Source organism: Streptomyces phaeoluteigriseus (genome assembly GCF_001896135.2).
Taxonomy (GTDB): Bacteria; Actinomycetota; Actinomycetes; order Streptomycetales; family Streptomycetaceae; genus Streptomyces; species Streptomyces phaeoluteigriseus.
In genome coordinates, this window is record NZ_MPOH02000054.1 from 1 (window position 1) to 3,134 (window position 3,134).

At 73.3% G+C, this 3,134-nt stretch carries 4 protein-coding genes; 3 read left to right on the forward strand and 1 reads right to left on the reverse strand.

Translation table 11 applies throughout. The features are described 5' to 3' along the window. Window positions 1–605 precede the first annotated feature (605 nt). The 3 genes from BM536_RS38110 to BM536_RS38120 all read left to right on the forward strand — a co-directional run bounded on the left by BM536_RS38110 (window position 606) and on the right by BM536_RS38120 (window position 2,100). The gene (locus tag BM536_RS38110; protein WP_073500083.1) at window positions 606–842 is read left to right on the forward strand and encodes a hypothetical protein; all 237 of its coding nucleotides are present in this window, start codon (window positions 606–608) and stop codon (window positions 840–842) included. A gap of 351 nt (window positions 843–1,193) precedes the next feature. Beyond that, window positions 1,194–1,646, forward strand: a complete 453-nt coding sequence (locus tag BM536_RS38115) for a flavodoxin family protein (protein ID WP_073500085.1) — start codon at window positions 1,194–1,196, stop codon at window positions 1,644–1,646. A 58-nt stretch (window positions 1,647–1,704) separates the two neighbouring features. Further along, a complete protein-coding gene (locus tag BM536_RS38120; protein ID WP_211363023.1) occupies window positions 1,705–2,100 on the forward strand; it encodes a hypothetical protein in 396 nt (131 codons plus the stop codon). On the opposite strand, the gene BM536_RS38125 is transcribed toward BM536_RS38120, so the two are convergent. Beyond that, window positions 2,075–2,548: a hypothetical protein gene (locus tag BM536_RS38125; RefSeq protein ID WP_073500089.1), complete on the reverse strand. Its 474-nt coding sequence runs from the start codon at window positions 2,546–2,548 to the stop codon at window positions 2,075–2,077. The genes BM536_RS38120 and BM536_RS38125 overlap by 26 nt on opposite strands. Window positions 2,549–3,134: the final 586 nt, after the last annotated feature.

Sequence of the window (3,134 nt, forward strand, 5' to 3'; positions counted from 1 at the left end):
GGCCGAGCGTGGCACGTTGGCTCAAGGCCCGGCACGGCCTGGGTCAGAGGCCCGGCACGGTCAGCCGGAGCCACAGCCGCTCGGCAGGAGCCTGTACTCCGCCCGGCCCCGGCCTGCTCCGTCGGTGGAGGCTTGGTGCGCTCGACCGGCGGACCGGCGGATCGGCGGACCGGGAGGCCGGGGGATCGGCGGACCGGGGGAGGCCGGCAGTCCGGCAGTCCCGAAGCCGTAGGCCGGTGGCTTTGCCCGCGGCCGAAGCCGGGCGGGGCGGCCAGTATGTGGGACGTCGGCTCCAGCTCCGGGGCCGGTTGCTCAGAGTTCCGGGGCCGGTTCGTCGTCCCGGCGAGTACCCGGCGCCGCTCGCCGGGACGACCGAGCCCGTCCGGCGGCCGGCCGGATATCCGTTCCGCCTTCCGCGTTCCGCCTTCCGCGTTCCGCCTTCCGCGTTCCGCCTTCCGCGTTCCGCGTCCGGCGCCGTACGTCCCCCTTCGCCTCCGCCCTCCCGCGGATCCCGCGCCCGCCCCCGTTCCGGTGTGCCCGTGGCGCCCTTGGGTACCCGGCGGTCGGGAATGACCACGTCGACAGCACGCTGGGAGGAGGCCCACATGGCCACTGGAGCGGAAACCGGCGATGTGACCGGTACGCGGGACAAGGACTACAACCTCATCTGGTACGTAGAGGCGTGCCTGAACAACGCGCTGCGGCTGGAGACCTACATCCAGGACGCCGAGCGCGACAAGGACACCGAGGTGGCGGATCTGTTCCGCAAGGCCCAGGCGGACAGCCGCAAGGGCGCGGAGATCGGCAAGGAACTGCTCCGTGCCCGCCTGAGCGGCGGCTGATCCAGGCGGCTCCCGTGGGCCCGGACGCCGTACGACGAAGGTCGCGGCGGCCGGGCCCCGGCGCGTGCGGGAGAGTCGTCGGGGCGGCGGGGTGCCGGTACCGGCGCAAGCGGCTTCGGGACGCGTGGACGAGTGGCCCGCTTCGATCATGCGGGGTACACCTCGGGAGCTCGCCTTACGTCGGGGCAAGTCCGGTGGACGGAAACGGAGTTGGGCGCCGCACTCGTCCGCGCACGCGAGCCCCGTCGGTGTCGCGGCCGCCCACCGGTTGCGCGCGGCACTTCGCGTGACACTCCGCGTGGCAATGCCGTCGCTTGCGGCCGGACGCCCGAGCGGGCAGGGTTCGATGCCGTGGCCACCTTGCTGATCGTCCATCACACGCCCTCGCCGAACTGCCAGGCGATGTTCGAAGCGGTCGTCCAGGGCGCGACGGCGCCGGAGATCGAAGGCGTGCGCGTCGTCCGCCGGGCCGCCCTCGCCGCCACCGCCTCCGACGTCCTGGCCGCCGACGGCTACCTGCTGGGCACACCCGCCAACCTGGGCTACATGTCAGGCGCCCTCAAGCACTTCTTCGACCAGGTGTACTACCCCTGCCTCGACACCACCCGGGGCCGCCCCTTCGCCTACTACGTGCACGGCGGCAACGACGTCACCGGCGCCGTACGCGGCATCGAGGCGATCACGACGGGCCTCGGCTGGCGGCGGGCGGCCGACCCCGTCACCGTCACCGGCGAACCCGGCAAGGCGGACGTGCAGGCCTGCTGGGAACTCGGTGCGACGACCGCCGCCGGCCTCACCCAGTGACGGCCGCCGACCGCCTCCGGCCCGGTTCCCGCCCGGCCACGACGAGACGATCCGAGGCATGAGCGAAACCCGCCAGGACCACCGGCTCCCCCAACTGTGGGAGGAGCACCTGCGCGCGCCGTTTCCCGCGGGCTTCCGCGGTGCGGACTTGGCAGGCGTGGACCTGGTCCTGCTGGACGCACATGCCGCCGGCCTCGTACAGAGGGAACTCCGCGGTGGACTCGACGAGGAAGGCGTGGCGATCCTCTGGGCCTGCATCGCGGGCCTCGACAAGGTCCTGCCCCTGATCGGCCACGACGGCCGCGCGTCCTACTACGCGAGGCTGCGGACGATGGCGGGAGTGACCGCGGCCCGCTACACGCCCAGGGGCACCGGCTGGCGGCCCAGCGGGATCCGAACGGCTGCGGGACCGTCGCCCGCCGGCCCGCTCAGTCCCACAGCGGGTAGGTCATGACCTTCTCGAACCGCTCGGGTCGCTGGGCCGGGTACTCGAGGACGATCCGGTCGTAGCGCTGCGTCCGCGGGTCCTTCTTCCAGGGCTGTGCCTTGTCGAGCCGTACGACCACCGGATACGTGTGGAAGGTGCCCGCCGCGCAGTAGGGCTCGCAGTCGTTGACGACGTTGACGCCCGTGGCCTTCGCGGACCTGGCGTCCCAGTGGTCCCACTTCAGTGAGGCGAGCCGGCTGTTGCCGTCGCCGCAGGCCAGGATGAAGGCGGAGGGCCGCACCTTCGGGTGCCAGAGGCAGTCGACCAGGACGGGCGGCGCGCTCGGCAGCGCCGTGGCCCGGTCGGCGGGCGCCGGTGACCCGGCGGGTGCGGCCGAGGCAGTCCCGACCGCCGCGGTGAGTCCCAGCGCCGCACAGAGCAGTGCCGCCGTCCTCGTCGTCCTGTGTCCACGCATGACCGCTCCCGCCGTCTCGGGACCCGGGCCGTGCCCCGCGCCCCGTGGAGGTTCCGTACCGACGGTACGACGACGCGCCGATGCCGACCACTCGAACGGCCCACAGGCGCGTCCCGCCGCTGACGCACGAACCGTGCCGCGACGTCCGCCCTCCACCCCGACCTCGGCCGAAAAGAAGTGCCGAGGCACGTAACTCCCCTTCCGTCAGGGCGAATTCAGGCCGTTGTGTTGGCATTCCCATGACAAACTTGCGTCCCGGATGCCACGCTTCTGCCGAACGTTCACCGTTTCTTCACGCCCCTCAGGGGACGCATCCCCCACCCCTTCGCATCCCGACGGACGCCCGCAGACCTGCACCCGCCCTGCCGTGCGCGCGTTCCGGACCGTGCCCCACCCCGCCGGTCCGCCCCGCGGCGACCCGCACGACGGGCCGACCGTCGCAGAAGGAGAAGCCGTTGTCCCGGCGACCCCGTTCCGCCCACCGGCGCAGACACGCCGCGGTCCTCGCCCTCACCACCATCGGCACCCTGCTCGCCCTCGGCACCCCCGCCGCCGCGGCCCCCGCCGACCCGGGCCCCGCCACCCC

What these genes read in the sequence shown, in the direction of transcription:
- BM536_RS38125 (WP_073500089.1), bottom strand. Translation starts at nt 2,548, where the DNA reads ATGCGTGGACACAGGACGACGAGGACGGCGGCACTGCTCTGTGCGGCG.
- BM536_RS38120 (WP_211363023.1), top strand. Translation starts at nt 1,705, where the DNA reads ATGAGCGAAACCCGCCAGGACCACCGGCTCCCCCAACTGTGGGAGGAG.
- BM536_RS38110 (WP_073500083.1), top strand. Translation starts at nt 606, where the DNA reads ATGGCCACTGGAGCGGAAACCGGCGATGTGACCGGTACGCGGGACAAG.